This window comes from Peribacillus faecalis (genome assembly GCF_014712675.1).
GTDB classification, from domain to species: domain Bacteria; phylum Bacillota; class Bacilli; order Bacillales; family DSM-1321; genus Bacillus_AD; species Bacillus_AD faecalis.
In genome coordinates this window covers 24504-45476 of the sequence record NZ_JACXSI010000017.1, presented here as the reverse complement: position 1 = coordinate 45476, position 20973 = coordinate 24504, and the positions used below count along the sequence as shown (strand labels likewise).

The 20973-nt window shown below is 39.8% G+C and carries 20 protein-coding genes; 3 read left to right on the top strand and 17 right to left on the bottom strand.

Annotation, left to right across the window (positions count from 1 at the left end; all coding sequences use genetic code 11):
* Window positions 1–82: 82 nt before the first annotated feature.
* Window positions 83–445: a hypothetical protein gene (locus IEO70_RS08405; RefSeq protein ID WP_190997930.1), complete on the top strand. Its 363-nt coding sequence runs from the start codon at window positions 83–85 to the stop codon at window positions 443–445.
* A gap of 206 nt (window positions 446–651) precedes the next feature.
* On the opposite strand, the gene IEO70_RS08400 is transcribed toward IEO70_RS08405, so the two are convergent.
* From IEO70_RS08400 to IEO70_RS08380, 5 genes are all read right to left on the bottom strand, one after another.
* Complete coding sequence (locus tag IEO70_RS08400; RefSeq protein ID WP_042345475.1) at window positions 652–876, bottom strand: helix-turn-helix domain-containing protein; 225 nt, start codon at window positions 874–876, stop codon at window positions 652–654.
* A gap of 147 nt (window positions 877–1023) precedes the next feature.
* Window positions 1024–1488, bottom strand: coding sequence for an acyl-CoA thioesterase (locus IEO70_RS08395; RefSeq protein ID WP_190997929.1), 465 nt, complete (start codon window positions 1486–1488; stop codon window positions 1024–1026).
* 82 nt (window positions 1489–1570) lie between these two features.
* A complete protein-coding gene (gene sdhB / locus IEO70_RS08390; RefSeq protein WP_190997928.1) occupies window positions 1571–2332 on the bottom strand; it encodes a succinate dehydrogenase iron-sulfur subunit in 762 nt (253 codons plus the stop codon).
* A gap of 23 nt (window positions 2333–2355) precedes the next feature.
* Window positions 2356–4107 carry a succinate dehydrogenase flavoprotein subunit gene (sdhA, locus tag IEO70_RS08385; RefSeq protein WP_190997927.1) on the bottom strand — a complete coding sequence of 584 codons (1752 nt, stop codon included), beginning with the start codon at window positions 4105–4107 and terminating at the stop codon, window positions 2356–2358.
* Between the two features lie 68 nt (window positions 4108–4175).
* Window positions 4176–4787: a succinate dehydrogenase cytochrome b558 subunit gene (locus IEO70_RS08380; protein WP_190997956.1), complete on the bottom strand. Its 612-nt coding sequence runs from the start codon at window positions 4785–4787 to the stop codon at window positions 4176–4178.
* A gap of 558 nt (window positions 4788–5345) precedes the next feature.
* Here IEO70_RS08380 and IEO70_RS08375 point away from each other — a divergent pair.
* A complete protein-coding gene (locus IEO70_RS08375; protein ID WP_190997926.1) occupies window positions 5346–5804 on the top strand; it encodes a YslB family protein in 459 nt (152 codons plus the stop codon).
* Window positions 5805–6323: 519 nt separating this feature from the next.
* On the opposite strand, the gene uvrC is transcribed toward IEO70_RS08375, so the two are convergent.
* From uvrC to zapA, 12 genes are all read right to left on the bottom strand, one after another.
* Complete coding sequence (uvrC, locus tag IEO70_RS08370; RefSeq protein WP_190997925.1) at window positions 6324–8102, bottom strand: excinuclease ABC subunit UvrC; 1779 nt, start codon at window positions 8100–8102, stop codon at window positions 6324–6326.
* A 148-nt stretch (window positions 8103–8250) separates the two neighbouring features.
* Entirely contained in the window at window positions 8251–8565 is a 315-nt protein-coding gene (gene trxA / locus IEO70_RS08365; protein WP_190997924.1) for a thioredoxin, read from the bottom strand.
* Window positions 8566–8749: 184 nt separating this feature from the next.
* Entirely contained in the window at window positions 8750–9727 is a 978-nt protein-coding gene (locus tag IEO70_RS08360; RefSeq protein ID WP_190997923.1) for an electron transfer flavoprotein subunit alpha/FixB family protein, read from the bottom strand.
* Window positions 9728–9760: 33 nt separating this feature from the next.
* Window positions 9761–10534, bottom strand: a complete 774-nt coding sequence (locus IEO70_RS08355) for an electron transfer flavoprotein subunit beta/FixA family protein (protein WP_190997922.1) — start codon at window positions 10532–10534, stop codon at window positions 9761–9763.
* A gap of 56 nt (window positions 10535–10590) precedes the next feature.
* A complete protein-coding gene (locus IEO70_RS08350) occupies window positions 10591–11364 on the bottom strand; it encodes an enoyl-CoA hydratase (protein ID WP_190997921.1) in 774 nt (257 codons plus the stop codon).
* Between the two features lie 105 nt (window positions 11365–11469).
* Window positions 11470–12066 carry a TetR/AcrR family transcriptional regulator gene (locus IEO70_RS08345; RefSeq protein WP_190997920.1) on the bottom strand — a complete coding sequence of 199 codons (597 nt, stop codon included), beginning with the start codon at window positions 12064–12066 and terminating at the stop codon, window positions 11470–11472.
* Between the two features lie 127 nt (window positions 12067–12193).
* Entirely contained in the window at window positions 12194–13891 is a 1698-nt protein-coding gene (locus tag IEO70_RS08340; RefSeq protein WP_190997919.1) for a long-chain-fatty-acid--CoA ligase, read from the bottom strand.
* Window positions 13892–14314: 423 nt separating this feature from the next.
* Window positions 14315–14719, bottom strand: a complete 405-nt coding sequence (locus IEO70_RS08335) for a DUF350 domain-containing protein (protein ID WP_190997918.1) — start codon at window positions 14717–14719, stop codon at window positions 14315–14317.
* A 31-nt stretch (window positions 14720–14750) separates the two neighbouring features.
* Window positions 14751–17102: an endonuclease MutS2 gene (locus tag IEO70_RS08330; RefSeq protein WP_190997917.1), complete on the bottom strand. Its 2352-nt coding sequence runs from the start codon at window positions 17100–17102 to the stop codon at window positions 14751–14753.
* Window positions 17103–17133: 31 nt separating this feature from the next.
* Window positions 17134–18852: a DNA polymerase/3'-5' exonuclease PolX gene (polX, locus tag IEO70_RS08325; RefSeq protein ID WP_190997955.1), complete on the bottom strand. Its 1719-nt coding sequence runs from the start codon at window positions 18850–18852 to the stop codon at window positions 17134–17136.
* Between the two features lie 143 nt (window positions 18853–18995).
* The gene (locus IEO70_RS08320; RefSeq protein ID WP_190997916.1) at window positions 18996–19541 is read right to left on the bottom strand and encodes a CvpA family protein; all 546 of its coding nucleotides are present in this window, start codon (window positions 19539–19541) and stop codon (window positions 18996–18998) included.
* Window positions 19542–19546: 5 nt separating this feature from the next.
* On the bottom strand, window positions 19547–19807 hold the full coding sequence (zapA, locus tag IEO70_RS08315) for a cell division protein ZapA (RefSeq protein ID WP_190997915.1): 261 nt from the start codon (window positions 19805–19807) through the stop codon (window positions 19547–19549).
* Window positions 19808–19996: 189 nt separating this feature from the next.
* Between zapA and rnhC the strand changes: the two genes are divergently transcribed.
* Window positions 19997–20953 (top strand): ribonuclease HIII, encoded by a 957-nt coding sequence (gene rnhC / locus IEO70_RS08310; RefSeq protein ID WP_190997914.1) that lies wholly within the window; start codon window positions 19997–19999, stop codon window positions 20951–20953.
* The last annotated feature ends 20 nt before the right edge of the window (window positions 20954–20973 follow it).

Below are 20973 nucleotides of genomic sequence, written 5' to 3'. Positions count from 1 at the left end.
CATAGAAAATATCTATTTATTCACTGCAAGTTTAATAAATGCACGTGTCATACTCAATAAATAGAACGAGGAGAATTATAAATTGGCAGAATTACTGAATATGATTGTCGGAGCCATTATCGGGTCCCAAATAGCCTACGCAGTTTGTGTGCTTTTCCTTGGAGAAATTATGCTGAAGTATTACGAATGGGGCTATTTCGAAGATGCAAAGAACCATTGGTATTTAAAAATACCGAACGCTTTTTTAATTACATTTATGGGCTTTGGATATTGGGCCGGCAAACGCGTTATCCGATACAACATGTTTAAAAGAAGTTTATTATTGATGGGATATATACTGCTGTTTATCATCGCTTCGATAATTGTATATATGCTGTTATCAAGAATCTTCCTATGGCTTGAGGACCTATTTATAGATGAGCTTTATGAATTGATTGTTCGATAAGGGCTTGTCTGAAATTATGGAAGAGCTACTGTAAAATCACTTACATTTTACGGCAGCCCATTTAGCCGATTAAGCCCCCTAGCAAATTAACACATCCAGCTTGAAACCGAAAACAAAAAAAATCAGCCTGCCATTTATTCATTAAATAACAGACTGCATATCAAATAGTAATACTGTCTTTCGGCAAGAATTGCACGCAATATATACTATAAGTGAAGCTCTCCCATACGAAGGAGCTCTACAACCGCTTGTGATCGACCCTTCACTCCCAGTTTTTGCATTGCATTCGAGATATGGTTTCTTACTGTCTTTTCACTTATGAATAATTCACCTGCAATTTCCTTCGTTGTTTTATCTTGAACTAACAACTCGAACACTTCTTTTTCTCTTTTCGTTAGTAGTGGCTTGTGTGTGAATTCATTCTCCTTCAAGTATTGTAACCCTCCTTGCCTTGACCAGCTGTAACCTAGGAATGGGTATAGATTTAGTCAAAATATATTATGTGCATAGGGGATTAAGAGTGACGGATTTTCGCTACAATTGAGTAAATATTACAGTAATGAACTTTTCCGAACTCTTCATTTTTTTATCGTTGCTTGCGGTTCTTTAATTTTACTGATATTCTCTTCATCAAAAGCGACAGCTTTGCCTGTAAAACGCGATATTTGCACAACTGTGCCCCGACCAGTGAAAACAATTTGTCCAAGCTGATTTTTCCCCATATAGTGCAAATCAATAGACGAACTACCGACTTTATTCGTTTTCACATACACATCAACCTGCTCATCTAAATAGACTTGCTTTAAAAAATCGCACTGCAAGTCAGCCACAACTGGGATTGTTTCTGATTGCGTATCTCTCCAGTCTGTAATCCAGTTGATATGTTTAAAATAGTTGATTCTTGCTGTTTCAAAATATGTAAATGGTACCGTGTTGTTTAAGTGGCCAAACATATCCGTTTCTGAAAAACGGACAACAAAAGGATAACTAAAAGTAAATTCTTTCTCCCATGCTTGTAAATCATTAATATACGATATTCTCATTTCCATTCCCCTTTTCATGAATGAGTAATCATTCATTTTTATAATTAAGAGAAAGCCCCCAGAAAACTGAGGGCCAAACCCTTTAGATTTTATCGCTACCAAAGAAGTTTTTGAAAGATTGAATTGTTGTATCACGGTTTAGTGATGCAATAGATGTTGTTAAAGGAATACCTTTAGGACATACTTGCACACAGTTTTGTGAGTTACCGCAGTTTGTGATGCCGCCTTCTCCCATAATAGCATTCAAACGATCAGCTTTGTTCATTTCTCCAGTTGGATGCGCATTGAATAGACGCACTTGAGAAAGTGGTGCAGGACCGATGAAATTAGAACCGCTGTTTACGTTCGGACAAGATTCCAAACATACACCACAAGTCATACATTTTGAAAGTTCATAAGCCCATTGGCGTTTTTTCTCCGGCATACGAGGTCCAGGACCTAAGTCGTAAGTACCGTCGATTGGAATCCACGCTTTTACTTTCTTCAATGAATCGAACATACGGCTACGGTCGATTTGCAAGTCACGCACGATAGGGAAAGTGCTCATTGGTGCTAGACGGATTGGTTGCTCAAGCTTGTCTACTAGCGCAGAACAAGATTGTTGCGGTCTTCCGTTGATTACCATTGAACATGCTCCACATACTTCTTCCAAACAGTTCATATCCCATGTTACTGGTGTTGTTTTTTCCCCTTTGGCATTAACTGGGTTGCTTCGGATGTACATTAATCCCGAAATAACGTTCATATTCGGACGATATGGAACATCGAACTCCTCAGTATAAGAAGGGCTGTCCGGTGAATCTTGACGAGTAATAATAAACCTTACAGTTTTTTGATCAGCCATGATTTAATTTCCCCCCTTAAAAATTAATGTTTCTTCGTATAATCACGTTTACGTGGCTGAATCAATGAAACATCAACATCCTCATAGTGGAATGCAGGAGCAGTTGTACTTCCAGTGAATTTCGCCATCGTTGTTTTTAGGAATTCCTCATCGTTACGCTCAGGGAATTCTGGTTTATAGTGCGCGCCACGGCTTTCGTTACGGTTATAAGCACCGATTGTAATTACGCGGGCAAGTTGAAGCATGTTTTCCAAGTTACGAGTGAACATTGCGCCTTGGTTGCTCCATTTAGCTGTATCGTTAATGTTAATGTTTTGGTAACGTTCCATTAACTCTTGAATTTTCTCATCTGTTTTCAGAAGCTTGTCATTGTAACGAACAACTGTTACATTATCAGTCATCCACTCACCAAGCTCTTTATGAAGAACGTACGCATTTTCCGTACCGTTCATATTCATGATGTTATTCCATTTCTCTTGTTGTTCCATAACATGGCTGTTATAAACATTAGAAGAAACCGCATCACTAGTCTTATCAAGTCCGTCAATGTAACGAACTGCGTTAGGGCCAACTACCATACCACCGTAAATAGCAGATAATAGAGAGTTAGCGCCTAGACGGTTTGCACCATGTTGTGAGTAATCGCACTCACCAGCTGCAAATAGACCTGGAATGTTTGTCATTTGATCGTAATCTACCCATAGTCCGCCCATTGAATAGTGAACTGCTGGGAAAATCTTCATTGGAAGTTTGCGCGGATCGTCACCTGTGAATTTTTCATAGATTTCGATAATACCGCCCAATTTGATATCCAATTCTTTTGGATCTTTATGAGAAAGATCTAGATATACCATGTTTTCGCCGTTAATACCTAATTTTTGGTTTACGCACACGTCAAAGATTTCACGAGTTGCGATATCACGTGGAACTAGGTTACCATATGCAGGATATTTTTCCTCCAAGAAGTACCAAGGCTTACCATCTTTATATGTCCAAACACGTCCACCTTCACCACGAGCAGATTCACTCATCAGACGGTTTTTGTCGTCCCCAGGAATCGCTGTAGGGTGAATTTGAATCATTTCACCATTCGCATAATAAACACCTTGTTGATATACGATTGATGCTGCTGAACCTGTATTGATGATTGAGTTTGTTGTTTTACCGAAGATGATACCAGGACCACCTGTAGCTAAAATAACAGCATCAGCCGGGAATGATTGAATTTCCATTGTTGATAAGTTTTGCGCAGTGATACCACGACAAACACCTGCATCGTCAAGAACTGCTCCAAGGAATTCCCAACCTTCATATTTCGTAACTAAGCCTTCTACTTCAAAACGACGAACTTGCTCATCCAATGCATACAATAATTGTTGACCTGTAGTTGCGCCAGCGAATGCTGTACGGTGATGCTGAGTTCCCCCGAAACGACGGAAATCAAGTAATCCTTCTGGTGTACGGTTAAACATAACACCCATACGGTCCATCATATGTATAATTGATGGAGCTGCTTCACACATTGCTTTAACTGGTGGTTGGTTCGCTAAGAAGTCCCCACCGTATACTGTATCGTCAAAGTGGATCCAAGGAGAATCCCCTTCACCTTTTGTATTAACGGCACCGTTTATACCGCCCTGTGCACAAACTGAGTGAGAGCGTTTTACCGGAACAAGTGAAAACAAATCTACTGGTGTTCCTTCTTCTGCAGCTTTAATAGTAGCCATTAAACCTGCTAAACCGCCGCCAACTACGATAATTTTACCTTTACTCAACCTTCCTCACTCCCTTGACTTCTTGTCTATAAACTCTATGAAATAAAAGTTTCTCTCAAACTTTTACATTAAACGAATGCTAATAATGCTGTAACGCCTACATAAGATAGGATTAAGAAAATAGCCATTGTCACATACGTATTAATTTGTTGTGAACGTTTAGATACTGTGATACCCCAAGTAATACAGAATGTCCATAATCCGTTAGCAAAGTGGAAAATAGCTGCAACTACACCGATAATATAAAATGCTAACATAGCTGGATTAGATAGAATTTCTGCCATCATGTTGAAATCCACTGTATCGTTGCCTAAAGCAACCTGCATTCTCGTTTCCCATACATGCCAAACTACAAAGATGAACGTTAGAATACCCGTTACACGTTGTAAGACGAACATCCAGTTACGGAAGAAACCAAATCTCCCTAAGTTAGATTTTGCTGTGAATGCAATATAAACTCCATAAATTGCATGAAACAGAAGCGGCAGTGCAATCACAAAAATCTCTAAAAAGATACGGGCCGGTAACGCTTCCATAAAATGAGCTGCAGCTTCGAAAGCTTCCGGACCTCTTTTTGCAAAACTGTTAACAATTAAATGCTGCGTCAAGAACAATCCAACTGGAATTACTCCCAATAATGAATGTAATTTACGCTTTGAAAACTCACTATTCCCTGCCATCATGTACCCCCCTTAAATTGTGTAATAATCTTTTCTTACATGGCATGGTTCACCCGCTCAAGCAAGAATAAAAAAGTGCAATAATTTTGCCATTTATCATAAAAAAATCTCGAAATAATTAAATAATTACTAATTTAATAGTTCATTTAAAAATTTCTAGATTTTCGTACAATTTAATGACATGTTCATTTTACTCTGTAAAATAGGCATCGTCAAGAAAACGGGCATACAAAATAAGATAGAAAAATTGAATGACTTTCCCCTTTCGGCGTTATACATGAATAAAAAAATAGTATCAATAACCAGCCTTCATACGATAATAGAATAATAATTAATATGTATTGGAATCTTCTTTTTTCATCACCTCTGTATTATTAGATTACTAGCTCTAAAAACCTTAACGCCTTATAGGGACATTTCTATTATCCCTATACCCAAAAAAAATACTTTTATATCATTATTTAAAAATAACAACTTTCCAAGGGAAAAGTTGTTTATTAATAGTTCTAGTCTTAAAGAAAATTGTATATAATGTTAGATAGGAAAGAGGGGGCTATTATGCAAAAAAACAGCCAAATAGAAGGTACGCCACAACATGTATCAGACGAAGAAACAGTTACTATATTCAGCAAAGAGCTCTTGCGCGACCTGTTAATTCCGGACCTTTTAGGCAAGGAGCATGCACAAATTCTCTATTGGTCAGGCAAACAGCTAGCAAGAAAATTCCCGTTAAGCAGCATAGAAGAAATAGCTGAGTTTTTTCGCAATGCTGGCTGGGGGAACCTCGAAGAAATAAAGAAAACAAAAAACGAGTCCGAATTCATTCTGGACGGGCCGATTGTTGCAAGAAGATTTGATTTAAATGCAGACTGCGAATTCCAATTAGAATCCGGTTTCCTCGCTGAACAGATCCAGACTCAAAAGAAGCGAATTACAGAAGCTGCTTTTGAAACAAAACGCAAATCCGGCAAGGTCAAGATTATCGTCAGATGGGATCCGAAAGATATAATAGAGTAAGAAAAACCGTCACCGGTCCTTTTTCATCATGAGTATACTACTCAGATTCACTACGATGAAAAAGGAGACATGCGGGAGGATCTGTTAAAAAGGAACAGCGACTAAGAGCGCTACGTCCGCATATCTTCATCGCTGTGACTCTCATCGTGAGAGCCCCACACGAGAAACCCGCCTTTGGTTTCTTGGGAGAGGCAGCAAGTAATGAACATCGGCTAAAATCGCCACGTCCGCATGTCTTCGCCGATATGACCTACATCCTGTAGGCCTCCAAGCATGGCAGGTGTAAGGTTGACAGCTATCTAAGTTCAAAAATATACACTTTCTCTTTTAAAGAAAACTTGCCTTTGGCAAGCCTGATAAGGCAAAGGTCTATTTGCACTTATACTATAGACTAAAAATTGGCGTTTACGTCGAATTTTCCATCTTGTTATATGCTTTCTTATAGCGTAAGAAAAACAGAGGCCACGGAAAGTGTCTTTTTGCAAAGACTTTTTCTGCGGCCCCTTTTGTATATGAATCTTACTTATTATCTTTTAACTTCTCCATTAGCTGTTCAGCTACTTTTTGCGGGATACCTATTTCCGTAAAATTCTCAAGGTTCGCTTCTTTCATCGCTTTAACGGAACCAAAAGCTTTCAGCAGCTCCTTCTTACGCTTTTCTCCAATTCCCGGGATATCATCCAACATAGACTGAAAGGCATTTTTGCCGCGAATTTGACGGTGGAACGTAATCGCAAATCGATGAACCTCGTCTTGTATGCGCTGCAGCAAATAGAATTCTTGACTGCGTTGGTCAAGCGGAACAACCTGCAAAGGATTTCCCATCAACAAGTTAGACGTGCGATGTTTTTCATCCTTCACTAAGCCGGATAATGGTATATCCAAACCTAATTCATTTTCCAAAACATCTCTTACTGCCTCTATATGTCCCTTCCCGCCATCAATAATAATCAAATCCGGCAAAGGCGTTCCTTCCTTTAATGCTCGTGAATATCGTCTTCTGACGACTTCGCGCATCGATTCATAATCATCGGGACCGTCAACCGTTTTAATATTGTACTTACGATATTGTTTCTTATCCGGTTTGCCGTCTGTAAACACAACCATCGCCGAAACCGGATTTGTTCCTTGAATGTTGGAATTGTCAAAAGCTTCAATTCTGTGCGGTGTATAAATGCCGAGTATTTCTCCTAAATTCTCCACTGCTTTGATTGTTCTCTCTTCATCTCTTTCTATTAAAGAGAACTTTTCGTTCAGTGCATTTTTTGCATTTTTATTGGCCAGCTTAAGTAAGTCCTTTTTCTGTCCCCGCTGCGGCTGCAATACTTTCACCTTCAGCAGTTCGCTCGCCATCTCGATATCGATAGAAGCTGGAAGCAAAACTTCTTTAGGTTTTATATGGTTTTCTTTATCATAGAATTGTCCGAGATACGTCAAGAATTCCTCTTCAGGTTCATCAAATAACGGAAACATGGACACATCCCGTTCAATCAGCTTTCCTTGGCGCACAAAAAATACCTGCACACACATCCAGCCTTTATCGACCGCATAGCCGAAAACATCGCGATCCGTGAAATCGGTGCTGATCATTTTTTGTTTCTCCATTGTCGCATCAATATGTGCAATATGGTCGCGGTACTCCTTCGCCCGTTCAAATTCCAAATTCTCTGCAGCCTCTTCCATCTTTTTCACTAAGCTTTTCTTAATGTCTTCATAACCGCCATTCAGAAACTTCGTAATTTCTTGCGTCATTTCCTTATATTGATCTTCTTGCACCTCATAAACACATGGAGCAAGACATTGTCCAATATGATAATATAAACAAACTTTGTCGGGAAGCTTTGTGCATTTGCGAAGTGGGTATAATCGATCGAGAAGTTTTTTCGTTTCATTCGCTGAATGGACATTCGGGTACGGTCCGAAATATTTCCCTTTGCCTCGTTTTACTTTTCTCGTGATAATAAGGCGAGGATGTCTTTCATTGGTGAGCATAATAAAAGGATAGCTTTTATCATCCTTCAGCATAATATTATATTTCGGGTCATACTTTTTGATTAAATTCAGCTCGAGCAGTAAAGCTTCTATATTAGATGAAGTAATTATATATTCGAAGTCTTCAATTTCGTTTACGAGACGGAGCGTTTTTCCGTCATGCGATCCGGTAAAATAAGAACGAACACGGTTCTTCAAAATTTTTGCTTTACCTACATATATAATTGTCCCTTGCCGATCCTTCATTAAATAACAGCCCGGCTGATCCGGCAGCAAAGCAAGTTTTGCTTTTATAAGTTCATTCATACTCGTGTTCGCCTCCTTCGTTAGTTTCTATGTTTGTTCAACTATTATACAATGCTAAAGAGAAAATCTAAAACACGAACATGTCTTCTGAGGCAAATAAATATAAAAAGCTGCCCCTTCACTTCAGGAGCAGCTTTTTATAAAAAAATTAAGCGTGTTTTTTCACTAATTCAGCTAATGCTTCTTTTGGTTGGAATCCAACTGCTTTGTCTACAATTTCTCCATCTTTAAGAAGGATTAAAGTAGGGATACTCATAACACCGAAGTTTCCTGCAGTTTCTGGATTTTCATCTACATCTACTTTAGCGATTTTTACAACATCGCTCATTTCGCTATCTAATTCCTCTAAAACAGGAGCAATCATTTTACAAGGTCCACACCAAGGTGCCCAGAAATCCACAAGAACTAAACCTTGAGATGTTTCAGCTGAGAAATTTTGATCAGTAGCTTTAACAATTGCCATAAGAATGACCTCCTAATAAATACATAAATAAACTATAATTTAGTATACCACTGTTCTTCCATAAGATGCTATTCATTTGTACTATGGTCGCAAAACATCACCATTTACACTCTGAAAACAGAAATTCCGCCAATCATTAGAACAGGGACCTCTCATTTGAGAAAGTCCCCATTTGAATCTATTATTAGGCATTAACCAATAACTTTTTGAATTCTTCCGTCAGCTTCGGTACTACTTCGAATAAGTCGCCAACAATTCCATAATCCGCTACTTTAAAGATATTTGCTTCAGGGTCTTTATTGATCGCTACGATTACTTTAGAGTTTGACATTCCGGCAACGTGCTGGATAGCCCCGGAAATACCACAAGCAATGTATAAATCCGGTGTTACAACTTTACCGGTTTGGCCGATTTGAAGTGAATAATCGCAATACTCCGCATCACACGCACCGCGTGAAGCCCCTACAGCCGCACCAAGCACATCAGCCAGTTCTTTCAAAGGTTCGAAACCTTCAGTGCTTTTCACACCGCGACCGCCAGCTACAACAATCTTCGCTTCCGATAGATCAACGCCTTCTGTCGCCTTGCGAACAACTTCTTTAATGATAGCGCGCAAGTCTTTAATCTCAACAGATAGTGAAGAAACTTCACCTGTACGAGATTCATCTTTTGCCAATGGCGCGATATTATTCGGACGGATAGTCGCAAAAATTAAGCCGTCTTTAATGATTTTCTTTTCGAATGCTTTACCTGAGTAAATAGGACGAACAAATACTACATTACCGCCTGCTTCTTCGATAGCTGTTACATCCGAAATCAAGCCGGAATCAAGTTTGCTTGCAATACGAGGAGCAAGATCTTTGCCTTGAGCCGAGTGACCGATAATTAGCCCCTCCGGATTTTCACTTTCGATCACTTGCAATAAAGCTTGGGAATAGCCATCTGAAGTATATTGCTTCAGTTTTTCATCTTCGACTGTTACAACGCGGTCCGCACCGTATTGAATCAGTTCATTTCCTAATGATTGAACAGATTCTCCTAATAGTACACCAACAACCTCTCCGCCGTCTGCCGCTACTTTACCTGCAGCGATCGCTTCAAAAGAAACATTACGAAGAGCTCCATCACGAACTTCACCTAGTACAAGAATTTTTCTAGCCATTTCAATACCCTCCTAAATTACATCCTGTTGGAATTAAATTACTTTCGCTTCGCTATGCAAAAGACCTACTAGTTCCACTACTTGGTCTTGGATATCGCCCTCAAGAATTCGTCCTTCTTCTTTCTTAGCAGGAAGGAAGATTTCGATTGTTTTTGTTTTTGCTTCCACATCGTCTTCATCCAGATCAAGATCATCCAACTCTAATTCCTCTAAAGGCTTTTTCTTCGCCTTCATGATTCCCGGAAGTGACGGGTAGCGAGGCTCGTTCAAACCTTGTTGTGCTGTTACTAACAACGGAAGAGATGTTTCGATTACTTCTGAATCACCTTCAACATCGCGTACAACAGTTGCATTCGTTCCGTCAATATCTAATTTTGTAATTGTTGTGATATAAGGGATATTAAGGAGTTCTGCCACCCTTGGGCCAACCTGACCTGAACCGCTATCAATCGCTACATTACCGGCGATGATTAAGTCAGCATCTTTATCTTTTAAATATTCAGCAATAATTTTTGCAGTTGAATATTGATCGCTCTCTTCTAGATCATCTTCCGTATTAATAAGCACCGCTTTGTCAGCACCCATAGCTAAAGCTGTGCGAAGTTGCTTTTCAGCTTCCTCTGAACCTACAGAAATAACTGTTACTTCTCCGCCAAGCTCGTCTCGTTTTACGATTGCTTCTTCGACAGCATATTCATCATAAGGATTAATGATAAATTCTGCACCGTCTTCGTTTATTTTCCCGTTAGACAAAGTGATTTTTTCTTCTGTGTCAAAAGTTCTTTTTAACAAAACATAAATGTTCATTCCAAACCCTCCTGTTACGCATTAAATTATGAATATTATAAATATTAGGAACACAATTACTTTCCAGTGAATTGTGGTTGCCTTTTCTCGATAAATGCAGAAATACCTTCTTTAGCATCAGCAGATACAAAAATATCACCAAATGAATCCGCTTCCTTTTTCACTCCTGCATAGTAATTCTCATGTTTGCTATAGTTTAACAGTTCAATAGCTTTACTTAAGGCAAGCGGACTTTTCGCCGCTATTTTTTTCGCCAGTTTAATAGAAGCTTCATGAAGTTCTTCTTCCGGGAAAGCTGCATTGGCAAGCCCCCATTGGACCGCTTCCTTACCAGATATCGGCTCACTGGTAAACAGCATTTCCGCTGCCTTTGCCATGCCCACGTAACGCGGCAATCTTTGAGAACCGGCAAACCCGGGCACTAAGCCAAGCTGTAATTCCGGTAAACCAAGCTTTGCGTTATCAGCAACATAGCGGATATGGCAGGCCATCGCAAGCTCTAGGCCACCGCCAAGCGCTGCACCATGAATACTGGCAATGACAGGTTTGTTAAACTTTTCGATTTTTTCGAAAATTTCTTGTCCATTTTCCGCCAGCTTTGCGAAATCATCCGCCGTATTGATTGTTGTAAATTCTTTAATATCTGCGCCTGCTGAGAAAAAGCGGCCATCACCTTTCAAAACAATCGCCCGAACATTCTCATCGTGCTCCAATTCATTAAAGATAGAGGATATTTCTTGTATTAATGCTGATGATAAAGCGTTTGCCGGCGGCTTATTTATTGTTAAAACCGCAACACGATCTTCTATACTTTTAGTAACAAACCCCATCTGCCTTCCCCCTTTTTTTACCTTTATTTCACAAATATAAGTATATAAGTTAATAAATAACAATTCAACAGTTTAAAAAAAAGAGCAACAAATATTATGAAGCTCTTAAGATTTTTTTTCTGCCTGTGCAAGTCCAGCAAGTATTAGGTTATGTACGTCTGTTGATAAACTTTGAAGTTGATATTTTTGCTCGTTCATGACCCATGTTGTCACAATTTCATCCAAGGTGCCGAATATCATTTGTCTCGCAAGCTTGTAGTTCAAGTCGGACTTGAATTCACCATTCTCCATTCCTTCTTTTAAAACACTGTCTATCAAGGCTAAGTAACCTTTAAGTTCAGCATTAATCTTCAAGCGGAGCTCTTTATTGGATTGTCTTAATTCCAGCTGTGTCACAATCGCCAAATGCGGATCGCTAGCAAGTATATCAAAATGTTTCGTTATAAGCAGAGATAGTTTCTCTGAAGCGCTATGAATACCGGCCACTTTGCCTTCAATTTTCTCCACGAACTCACTCATTTTCTCCTGGAACAATGATATTAAAATATCTTCTTTATTTTTAAAATAAAGATAAATAGTACCGTCTGCAACACCGGCTTGCTTAGCAATTTTTGAAACTTGGGCTTGATGGTAGCCGTACTCTGCAATTACAATAACAGCCGCATCAATGATTTGTTTATACTTTGGTTTATTTTTTTTCAAAGGATCCTTCCCCTTTCAGAGAAATGAATGAACCATCATTCATATTTTTATAATATTCTCTTACATTACTTTTGTCAAGAAAAAACAAAAATGGAGGAAGGATTTTTATCTTTTTCTATTATACTACTTATGCTTGCTTAATTTCATCTGAAAGCTTCTTCTTTTCCTCTTCCACTAAATTTCTTCTTAATATTTTGCCGATTGCTGTCTTCGGAAGTTCTGAACGGAATTCATACAGTCTTGGCGCTTTGTAGGCAGCCAGATGCTTACGCGTGAACTCATTCAATTCTTTCTCAGATACATTGGCTCCTTCCTTCAGTACGACATATGCTTTAACTGTCTCGCCTCTGTAAGGATCCGGCACGCCGGCAACAACGACCTCTTGAATAGCTTCATGCTCATAAAGCACTTCTTCAACTTCGCGAGGGTAAATATTATATCCTCCGGCAATAATCATATCTTTCTTGCGGTCAACAACATAGAAATAACCGTCTTCATCCATGTAACCAAGATCACCTGTTAAAAACCAACCATCTCTGAAAGTGTTCTCAGTATCTTCCGGACGGTTCCAGTAACCTTTCATTACTTGAGGTCCTTTTATACCGATTTCACCCATTTCCCCAGGCGGCAACACTTCACCTGTTTCCATTGAAAGAATTGCGGCATCAGTATCAGGCCACGGAACACCAATGCTGCCCTTGACACGTGGACGGTCCCAGAAAAAGTTAGAATGTGTGACAGGCGATGTCTCCGTCAAACCATAACCTTCAACTAGTTTGCCTCCTGTAACTCTCTCAAATTGCTCCTGCACCTCAACCGGCAATGGTGCCGATCCGCTCATGCAAGATTTTATAGAGGATAAATCATACTTGCTCAAATTTTTGTGGTTTAATAGGCCAATATAAATGGTCGGAGCACCGGGAAATAAAGTCGGTCTTTGTTTATGAATCGTTTTGAGGGTTGTTTCAGGATCAAACTTCGGCAAAATGATCATTTTATATCCCTGCATAACGGCCAATATGAGAACAGTCGTCATTCCATATACATGGAAGAAAGGCAAAACAGCCAATATCGATTCTTTGCCGGGCTCGCATTTATATATCCAAGCATTACACATCGATGTATTGCTTATTAAGTTTTTATGTGTCAGCATAACACCTTTTGGAAAGCCTGTCGTACCACCCGTATATTGCAGAAGGGCTAAATCATTGTCCACATCCACTTCCATAGGTATCGGTTCTGTTGAAGACGTTTTCATAATTTCGGTAAATAAATGATTGTTGCCCTCATGCTTCACATCTACAACAATTCCATATTGTTTCTTTTGAATGTAAGGATAAATAAGGTTTTTAGGAAATGGCAGGTAATCTTTGATGGCAGTAACAATAACATGTTCCAGACTGGTATTGTTTCTGATTGAGGAAACTCTCGGGAATAAAATATCCATTGTCAGTATGACTTTCGCTCCTGAGTCTTTCATTTGATATTCCAGTTCTCTTTCTACATACAAAGGATTTGTCTGAACAACAGTTCCTCCGGCAAACAAAATTCCATAGTAGGCAATAACAGATTGCGGCGAATTCGGAAGCATGATTGCAACGCGGTCGCCTTTTTTTATACCTAATTTCTTCAGGTAATTAGCGAACTTAAGGGAGGACTTATACACTTCATCATAAGTAAGATCTTTCCCCATAAAATGAATGGCAGTCTTGTCAGGATGTTTTGTCCCTGTTTCTTGCAAGTACGTTTGCAATGGAATGTTGTCATAATCAATCGATGCCGGTATTTCTTCTGGATATTGGGCTAACCATGGTTTATCTGTCATTCAATTACCTCCATCCAATAAAATGTTTAAAACGGTGTTACGCCCATTATATTATATTAACTAAATTATGACAATTATGAAAAAATATTGAATATATGTATATATTTATACAGGAATATGACAAGTGGCTTATTGATTTCCGCTCCGGACAGATACTTTTTACAAGGGGTAACAAAGCCTCCCCGCACTTACACTCCACACTCCAATCAATAATGCCTTCACAGTGATTCAAGAATGAAAGAAAAATTCACTACCAGCTTCAGATCAATCATCAGAAATTCATAAAAAAGCTTCTAAAAAGTCAGCAAGTGACTCTTTAGAAGCTCAGTTAATTGATAATCAAATAAACAACCCCGATAACAACGAAGCATGAAGCAACAGCTATTAACACCTTAGCCAGTTTTTCCAATATCTCTCTCCCCTTTAAGATATTCCTGCGCCGATAATATAGGATACGCTGATTGAAATGACCATGGCAATCAGTCCCACTGCCCGATTATCATTTTTAATTTCTTCATCGACTTTGAAGCCTGGAGTCAGAAATTCAAAAATAAAGTAAACAGCTATTAATAATATAAAGCCGAATATCCCCCAATAAATCATATCCACTAAACTGTCGTGCTGCATGATCGAGTGCCGGAAAATATTGGCGATACCTAATATTTTCCCTCCGGTCGCCATTGCCACTGCCAAGTTTCCGTTCTTGATTTCAGTCCAGTTTTTATATTTTGTGACAAGCTCGAAAACCGCAAGAAAAACGACAGTGCAAAGGAGAACTACGCTGCAATAGGCGGCAATATACACATATTCATTCGACCAAATATCCATCTGCCATACTCCTCTTTCAAATTACAAACTATTATTTTAACTCAACAACAGTAATACCGCTTCCGCCTTCGCCAGCCTCACCGAAGCGGAAACTTTTCACGGAGCGATGGTTTTTCAAGTATTCCTGCACACCTTGACGCAAAGCGCCAGTCCCTTTTCCATGAATAATCGATACACGTGGATAACCTGCTAAAAGAGCATCATCAATGTACTTTTCGACTCTCAGAAGCGCGTTCTCATATCGCTCACCGCGCAAATCAAGCTCAAGACTGACATGATAATCCTTGCCTTTAATAATAGCGAGCGGTTTTGTTTCTTTTACTTTCGGAGATTTAACATACTCCATATCCGTTTCTTTCACTTTCATTTTCAGAATCCCAATTTGGACAAGCCACTCCGCATTTCCTGTCTGCTCAAGCAATGTACCTTTTCCGTTGAAGCTAAGAACTTTCACTTCGTCACCAACTTGATATTCATGATCAGATTTCACGACCTGCGCTTTCTTTTTCGTCAATGTCGGCGTTGCTTCTTCTAGCTTTCTTCTTGCTTCAATCAGCTCATGCTCCTTCACTTCAGCATGCTTTTGAATGCGAAGATTGCGAAGATCGCTGATGACCTGCTCAGCTTCTTCTTTCGCCTTCTCAACAATTTCCTTCGCTTTTTCTTTAGCCGCTTCGATTTCTTCGTCTTTTTGCTCGTAGAACGAAACCATCTCGCGCTGCAGATCATGATGAAGCTTTTCGGCACTTCTTAAGTAATCACGCGCCTCTAGTCTCTCATCTTCCGCTTCTTTACGGCTTTTTTCCAATGAAGCAATCATATTCTCGACTTTATTCGTATCTTCGCCTATATAGCTTTTTGCTTCTGCGATAATATGAGGCTGCAGACCAAGTCGTTTCGAAATTTCAAATGCATTGCTTCGCCCTGGAACACCAATCAACAGTTTGTATGTAGGGCTTAAAGTTTCCACATTAAATTCTACACTTGCATTGACAACACCTTCTCTATTGTATCCGTAAGCCTTCAATTCAGGATAATGCGTTGTCGCAATTACAGTTGCTCCGCGTCCATGCACTTCATCCAAAATTGAAATCGCTAAAGCTGCACCTTCTTGCGGATCAGTGCCGGCACCTAGCTCATCGAACAATACAAGCGTTCGATCGTCGACATCTTGAAGAATTTCAACGATATTTACCATATGTGAAGAGAAGGTACTTAAGCTTTGCTCAATAGATTGCTCATCACCGATATCAGCAAATATCTTATCGAAAATACATACTTCAGAACCGTCTAATGTAGGAATCTGAAGCCCTGCCTGCGCCATCAGAGTACATAAACCGACTGTTTTTAAGGCAACTGTCTTACCGCCCGTATTCGGACCGGTAATAACGATAGCCGAGAAGTCTTGCCCAATCTCGATATCATTCGCGACAACTTGCTTAGGATCGATTAAAGGATGTCTTGCTTTATTCAGCTTCATTCTGCCTTCATTATTTAAGCTCGGCTTCGACGCTTTTATGCTGCTCGCATAGCGTGCCTTAGCAAAAATGAAATCCATCTGTTCCAGTATCTCCAGATTGTGCAGCAACTCCGTCGTATATTCTCCGACAGTTGCTGACAGCTGGATTAATATCCGTTCGATTTCCTGCTGTTCGTTCGCTCTTATCTCCTGAAGCGAGTTATTGAGAGCTACAATAGCTTGCGGCTCAATGAACAATGTTTGACCTGATGAAGACTGGTCATGAATAATTCCGCCGTATACACCTTTATATTCCTGCTTAACCGGAATAACAAAGCGGTCGTTTCGGATTGTAATAATGCTGTCTGAGAGCATCGTTTGAGCAGAAGATGATCGGATCATACTCTCGAGCTTTTCACGGACTCTCGCTTCATTTGTCCGCAGCTGATTTCTTAACGTACGAAGCTTATCACTTGCCGAATCCAATACCTCTCCATGGTCGCCAATAGCATTCATGATTAATTTTTGCATATCAAACAAGTCATATAAAGATTCGATTTGCTCATGCAGAAGAGGCAGTTCCGCATCTTCTTCCACCATTTCAGCAATGAACTTCTGTAAACCTCTTCCTGTACGGATCGTTGAAGCGATTTCTTTCAGTTCCATCGCGCTGAGCATACCGCCGATTCTTGCTCGTTTCGCATGCGGCGTAATATCGTGAATGCCCTGCAACGGCACATTGCCCTTCAATCGGATGACAGTAGCACCTTCATCCGTTTCTTCCTGCCATCTTGTTACTTCTTCTAAAGAAGTTGATGGCTGTAATTGGTCTATTCTTTTTTTCCCTAATGCAGAAGATGCAAAAGGATATAATTGTTCGCGTATTTTATGAAATTCTAGCGCGTGCAGACTTTTTTTATTCACGGAGAATGTTCCCCCTTATACTCTTTAAATTCTAGTTTGTTTTTCTTTGAAGGAAAGCAAGCAGTTCATCAATGCTCTTCGTATTTAAAACTGTACTTCTGTGCAAATGGGCTTTCATTGCAGCAGAAACGCCGATACTCATATGATTGAGCATATCTATATTGTGTGCATCCGTATTAATCATGATGGATACACCGGCTTCTTGCGCTTTCTTTAAATATTCCGCACATAAGTCCAGTCGATGCGGATTGGCATTCAGCTCGAGCGCTGTATTCGTTTCCTTCGCCAATTCAATCAATTCATCAATATCCACATCATAGCCATCACGTCGGCCAATCAAACGCCCCGTTGGATGAGCAATCAAATCCACGTGCGGGTTATTAAGCGCTGTTTTCAGGCGTTCCATAATTTTCTCTCTGCTCTGAGAGAAACTAGAATGAATGCTGGCAATGACAAAATCAACTTCGCTTAATAAGTCATCATCATAATCTAAGCTTCCGTCCGGCAATATATCCATTTCAATACCCGATAATATGATAATATCATCGTACTTCTTATTGTACTCTTTAATTACCCGGATTTGTTCTCTTAGCCGCTCCGGCGTTAAACCATTTGCGACCTTTAAATATTGCGAGTGATCGGTTATCGCCATGTACTGATAGCCTTTCGCACGGCAAGCTTCAATCATCTCCTCAATGGAGTATGCTCCATCACTCCAAGTAGAGTGCATGTGCAAATCACCCTTTATATCAGGCGGCGAAATCAGCTCTTCTACCGATAATTGGTCAATCTCGCTGCCATCCTCCCGGCACTCAGGCGGTATGAACGGCAATCCGAAGTGACTGAAAAAGGCTTCCTCGCTATCGAATGTATGAATCTCTCCGGTCTCGACATTTTCAACGCCATATTCACTAATTTTCTCTCCACGTTCTTTTGCCAACTGACGCATTCGGATATTATGATCTTTAGAGCCCGTGAAATGGTGCAGTGTCGTCGCAAACTCCTCTGGCTTGACCAAACGGAAATCAACAGACAAATCATATTCGTATTCAAGCGTCACGGAAACCTTTGTATCCCCGGCTGCAATTATATTCTTTACGTTCGGGATGCTTAAAAGTTTCTCTTTCACCGCTGTTGGATTTACAGTACTAACAATGAAGTCCAGATCCTTCACTGTTTCCCGCATTCTGCGCAAGCTTCCTGCGCGGGAGAATTGTTCAATATCGGCAATCGTTCCCAGGTAAGACTCAATACTGTCGGCAATCGGCATAACAAATGATAGCGGTAATCGCTCCGGACGGCTCGTATCTTCGTTTAGAGCTGTTAAAATTTTTTCTTCTGTTTTTGCGCCAAAACCGGCTAATGCCTGCACTTTCTTTTCTTCACAGGCAGCCTTCAGCTCATCCTTGTTTGTAATGCCAAGTTCTTTATAAAGCTTGGCAATTTTTTTGCCGCCTAATCCGGCGATTTTCAGAAGAGGGACCAAGCCGCTCGGCACTTGCTCCTGAAGCTCCGCTAACGTTTGCGACTTTCCTTCTTCCATGTATTCGCAGATGACAGCAGCCGTCCCTTTTCCGATACCGGAGATTGCTGTGAAATCATCTATTTCCGATAAACTGCGCTGATCGCCCTCAAGTGCGGAGGCAGCTTTACGGAATGCGGATATTTTAAACGGATTTTCACCTTTTAACTCCATGTATAATGCAATCGTTTCTAGCAATTTTATTAAATCTTTCTTATTGACTGTCACCATTTATCATCCTTTTCCAAAAATTCTTCTTAAATGATGGTTATCATTGTGCATCTTTCATACAAAAACTAAGCGGTTCATAAGCAAATGTAACAGAAAAAAGCTGTCCGAAACAACCGACACGTTCAGCTTTTCGGATCAGCCTACATTGCTGACATATAATGAAACCATAATTCTTTAATCTTCTCAGAAAAATAAGGTGTATTCATAATGATTGATTTTGCCAAAAATGAACCTTGAATTTGTTCCTGAACAGCCTGGATTGGCAGAAGCGCCGCCAAATATAATAAAACAAACATAATCAAATATGTCTCCAAAAAACCTAAAACGCCGCCTCCCCAACGGTTCAGCACATTGAGAATCGGAAATTGAGCAATAAAATCAAGCATCGACCCAATGATTTGCCATATAATCTTAACGGCAAAGAAAATAACTAAAAAAGCAATTGCATTGTAGTATGCATTTTCAACACCCTCACTGCCAAGCAGCAAAGAAAAACTTGAGCTGTCCCCCATTTTCGGAAACGGAACCCATAGTATAAGCTTACCCGCCAATTTATCATAATTCATGGAGGCCGCAATAAACGCAACAATAAAACCGGTCATATGTATAATTTGCAGAATAAATCCTCTTCTAAGTCCTACCACGATGCCAATAAGTAATAAAGCGAATAAGATGAAGGTAAACATAGTTCTCAGTCCTTTTCCTTCTTTTGTTCCATCTGGATAATGCTTAATTGGTCTTGTAATTTAATATAATCATTTATTGTATTTACAGCTGTCAATACAGCCAGCCTGCTGATATCCAAAGTCGGATTCTTCTCTGCGATTTCACGCATCTTACTATCTACTAAAGAGGCCACTAATCGAATGTGACTAGCACTTTCCGTGCCGACAATCGTATACTGTTGGCCATAGATATCCACTGTAATTTTATTCTTTTCATTGTCTGACATGGGCACCCCTACCCCCCTTATAAGAATCCTAATGTATATAATAACATACTATAGTTTCAGCTTGAAAGCATTAATAAGAAAGAGCTCATTCTTCTGGCCTGCGCTCATCAAGCAAGACCTTTTGTCTATTGGCTATTGCAGACGAATTTTATTAAAATAGATGTATTCATAGAAAAAGGAGCTAATTTAATGGCAAATGTTGTTCTGCAAATGAAAGCAGCTACTATAGAAGAAATGAAGCACTATTATATAAACCAACTTGGAGATAAATTACCGCCGGGAAGCGTGTTTACCGCCAAAACTCCGAAGTGCAATATAACCGCCTATAAATCAGGAAAAGTATTATTCCAAGGAGCAGGTGCTGAGAGTGAAGCGATGAACTGGCAGAAAGAACAAATACAAGCAGGTCCTGCTGCTGTCAAAAAATCATCCGTAAAACAGCATTCGTACTCACCTCCTGCCAACATCGGCCAATTAAACATTATCGGCTCAGATGAAGTCGGAACAGGTGACTATTTCGGACCGATCACGGTTGCAGCCGTCTATGCCGACCGTTCAACCATTCCGCTCTTGAAGGAATTAGGCGTAAGAGATTCCAAAAATATTAAAGATCCTGAGATTCTACAAATTGCCGGTCAGTTAAAGCATGCTGTACCTTTTTCGCTGCTAAGCCTAGATAACACTAAGTACAATGCATTGCAAGCGAAAGGCATGTCTCAAGGGAAAATGAAAGCATACTTACATAATCTCGCTATCAAAAAATTGATTGAAAAAATAAAACCTGTCACAGCAGAAGGAATATTGATTGATCAATTCGCTAAACCCGATATTTTCTTCGGCTACTTAAAAGACCAAGAAATGTTTGAAGCCGACAATATTTATTTAAGTACCGGCGGAGAAAGTATCCATGTCAGTGTTGCAGCAGCTTCGATTTTGGCAAGGGCCGCATTTGTGAAAAAATTCGAGGAGCTTAGCAAACAAGCAGGTTTCGTCATTCCGAAAGGCGCCGGTCCGGCAGTGGATCAGGCAGCTGCTAAACTGATTCAGCAAAAAGGCATAGCCAGTCTGAATACATTTACAAAACAACACTTTGCCAATACAGAAAAAGCAAAGAAACTGTTGCAAAAGAAAGGCCACATGAAGTAAAAAATAGTAAGGACCTCTCA

Excerpts from the sequence above, each read along its gene's own strand:
- IEO70_RS08395 (WP_190997929.1), bottom strand. The coding sequence starts at position 1,488 with ATGAGAATATCGTATATTAATGATTTACAAGCATGGGAGAAAGAATTT.
- sdhB (WP_190997928.1), bottom strand. The coding sequence starts at position 2,332 with ATGGCTGATCAAAAAACTGTAAGGTTTATTATTACTCGTCAAGATTCA.
- IEO70_RS08380 (WP_190997956.1), bottom strand. The coding sequence starts at position 4,787 with ATGGCAGGGAATAGTGAGTTTTCAAAGCGTAAATTACATTCATTATTG.
- IEO70_RS08375 (WP_190997926.1), top strand. The coding sequence starts at position 5,346 with ATGCAAAAAAACAGCCAAATAGAAGGTACGCCACAACATGTATCAGAC.
- uvrC (WP_190997925.1), bottom strand. The coding sequence starts at position 8,102 with ATGAATGAACTTATAAAAGCAAAACTTGCTTTGCTGCCGGATCAGCCG.
- trxA (WP_190997924.1), bottom strand. The coding sequence starts at position 8,565 with ATGGCAATTGTTAAAGCTACTGATCAAAATTTCTCAGCTGAAACATCT.
- IEO70_RS08360 (WP_190997923.1), bottom strand. The coding sequence starts at position 9,727 with ATGGCTAGAAAAATTCTTGTACTAGGTGAAGTTCGTGATGGAGCTCTT.
- IEO70_RS08355 (WP_190997922.1), bottom strand. The coding sequence starts at position 10,534 with ATGAACATTTATGTTTTGTTAAAAAGAACTTTTGACACAGAAGAAAAA.
- IEO70_RS08350 (WP_190997921.1), bottom strand. The coding sequence starts at position 11,364 with ATGGGGTTTGTTACTAAAAGTATAGAAGATCGTGTTGCGGTTTTAACA.
- IEO70_RS08340 (WP_190997919.1), bottom strand. The coding sequence starts at position 13,891 with ATGACAGATAAACCATGGTTAGCCCAATATCCAGAAGAAATACCGGCA.
- IEO70_RS08335 (WP_190997918.1), bottom strand. The coding sequence starts at position 14,719 with ATGGATATTTGGTCGAATGAATATGTGTATATTGCCGCCTATTGCAGC.
- IEO70_RS08320 (WP_190997916.1), bottom strand. The coding sequence starts at position 19,541 with ATGTTTACCTTCATCTTATTCGCTTTATTACTTATTGGCATCGTGGTA.
- zapA (WP_190997915.1), bottom strand. The coding sequence starts at position 19,807 with ATGTCAGACAATGAAAAGAATAAAATTACAGTGGATATCTATGGCCAA.
- rnhC (WP_190997914.1), top strand. The coding sequence starts at position 19,997 with ATGGCAAATGTTGTTCTGCAAATGAAAGCAGCTACTATAGAAGAAATG.